General features: G+C 54.7%; 1 rRNA gene (cut by a window edge). It reads left to right on the top strand.

Annotated features, from left to right (window positions below):
• Window positions 1-2,500: ribosomal RNA gene (locus FH871_RS31490) — 23S ribosomal RNA — on the top strand; its annotated part reaches 128 nt to the left of the window's first position; the annotation flags it as partial.

Here is a 2,500-nt window from a genome sequence, read left to right as displayed (position 1 = left end):
CGGTATGGTGAAGCCATATCACCATCTTACGATGGGGCAAACGAGGGGAACTGAAACATCTAAGTACCCTTAGGAAGAGAAAACAAGAGTGATTCCGTAAGTAGTGGCGAGCGAACGCGGACAAGCCCAAACCACAGCGGTTACGGCCGCTGCGGGGTTGTAGGACCGACCATCAAACTGACTGCTAAACCGGAATGTTCTGGGAAGGACATCCATAGAGGGTGAGAGACCCGTACGGGTAGTAGGAGTCAGTGGGGTTGGTATCCTGAGTAAGGGGGGGCCGGAGGAACCCCCTCTGAATCTGGCAGCACCATCTGCCAAGGCTAAATACACATCAGAGACCGATAGCGAACCAGTACCGTGAGGGAACGGTGAAAAGTACCGCAAGCAGCGGGGTGAAATAGAACCTGAAACCAGACGCCTACAAACGGTTGGAGCCCTCAAGTGGGGTGACAGCGTGCCTTTTGCATAATGAGCCTACGAGTTACCGTCACTGGCGAGGTTAACCTTTTTAAGAAGGGGAGCCGAAGCGAAAGCGAGTCTGAACAGGGCGCTGAGTCAGTGGGGGTAGACGCGAAACCGGGTGATCTATCCGTGGCCAGGTTGAAGGGGCAGTAACATGTCATGGAGGACCGCACCAGTAAACGTTGAAAAGTTTTTGGATGAGCTGCGGATAGGGGTGAAAGGCCAATCAAACCCGGAAATAGCTCGTACTCTCCGAAATGTTTTTAGGAACAGCCTTGCATGACAAATTCCCAGGAGGTAGAGCTACCGATAGGACTAGGGGGAGTCACATCCTACCAACTTCTGACGAACTCCGAATGCCTGGGAATTGATGCGGGAGTGAGGGGTCGGGTGCTAAGGTCCGACTCCGAGAGGGGAACAACCCAGACCACCGGCTAAAGTCCCCAAGTGGTTGCTCAGTTGAACAAAGGAGGTCCGGTTGCCGAGACAGCCAGGAGGTTAGCTTGGAAGCAGCTATTCCTTTAAAGAGTGCGTAACAGCTCACTGGTCGAGCGAGGCGGGCATCGATAATAAACGGGCATGAAGCAACCCACTGAAGCCGTGGACAGCAGTTCTTTGGAACTGGTTGTGGTAGGAGAGCATTCTGATTGGGGTGAAGGTTTGGCGTGAGCCGGGCTGGACCGGTCAGAAAAGCAAATGTAGGCATAAGTAACGATAATGAAGGTGAGAACCCTTCACACCGTAAGACTAAGGATTCCACCGCGATGGCAATCAACGGTGGGTGAGTCGGCACCTAAGGGGCAGGCGATAGCCGAACCTGAGGGCAAACGGGTTAATATTCCCGTACTGGCCGGATGAGAGAAGCGGGGACGGAGTACTGAACTGGCCGCGCACTGCGGGAAATGTGCGTTGAAGGCTGAAGCTATTGCTTCCATTGGCAAATCCGTGGAAGTAGGTGGACGCCGATAGTACCTGGAGACCTTCGGGTGTTCGGGATAGCGCCGGGGATGGGCTTCCAAGAAAAGCCGCTATCGTTAATCGTCCGGGCAACCGTACCGCAAACCGACACAGGTAGTCGAGATGAATAATCTAAGGTGCGCGAGAGAATCATGGCTAAGGAACTCGGCCAATTGACCCTGTAACTTCGGGAGAAGGGGGACCTACTATCCTGTCAAAGGGATGGAGGTCGCAGAGAAAAGGCCCAGGCGACTGTTTACCAAAAACACAGGACTCTGCGAAATCGAGAGATTCAGTATAGGGTCTGACACCTGCCCGGTGCTGGAAGGTTAAGGGGGGGCGTTAGGGCGCAAGCTCGAAGCGTTGAACTGAAGCCCCAGTAAACGGCGGCCGTAACTATAACGGTCCTAAGGTAGCGAAATTCCTTGTCGGGTAAGTTCCGACCTGCACGAATGGTGTAACGATCTGGGCACTGTCTCAGCCATGAGCTCGGTGAAATTGTAGTTCCGGTGAAGATGCCGGATACCCGCCACGGGACGGAAAGACCCCGTGCACCTTTACTACAGCTTATCATGGACGCTGGCACAGGGATGTGTAGGATAGGTGGGAGGCAGTGAAGCGGTGTCGCCAGGCATCGTGGAGCCAACGTTGAAATACCACCCTTCTCTTTGTTGGCGTCTAACCTCTCTATGAGAGGGACCGTGGTTGGCGGGTAGTTTGACTGGGGTGGTCGCCTCCGAAAGGGTAACGGAGGCTTCCAAAGGTTCGCTCAGGCCGGTTGGTAACCGGCTGTGGAGTGCAATAGCAGAAGCGGGCTTGACAGTGAGACAGACAAGTCGATCTGGTGCGAAAGCAGGGTATAGTGATCCGGTGGTTCCGCATGGGTGGGCCATCGCTCAAAGGATAAAAGGTACGCCGGGGATAACAGGCTGATCTCCCCCAAGAGCTCACATCGACGGGGAGGTTTGGCACCTCGATGTCGGCTCGTCACATCCTGGGGCTGGAGAAGGTCCCAAGGGTTCGGCTGTTCGCCGATTAAAGTGGCACGCGAGCTGGGTTCAGAACGTCGTGAGACAGT

It is taken from the genome of Larkinella sp. C7 (genome assembly GCF_006149005.1).
In the GTDB taxonomy this organism is placed as follows: domain Bacteria; phylum Bacteroidota; class Bacteroidia; order Cytophagales; family Spirosomataceae; genus Larkinella.
Note: the sequence above shows the minus strand (reverse complement) of the source record. Positions and strands in the feature narration are given on the sequence as shown.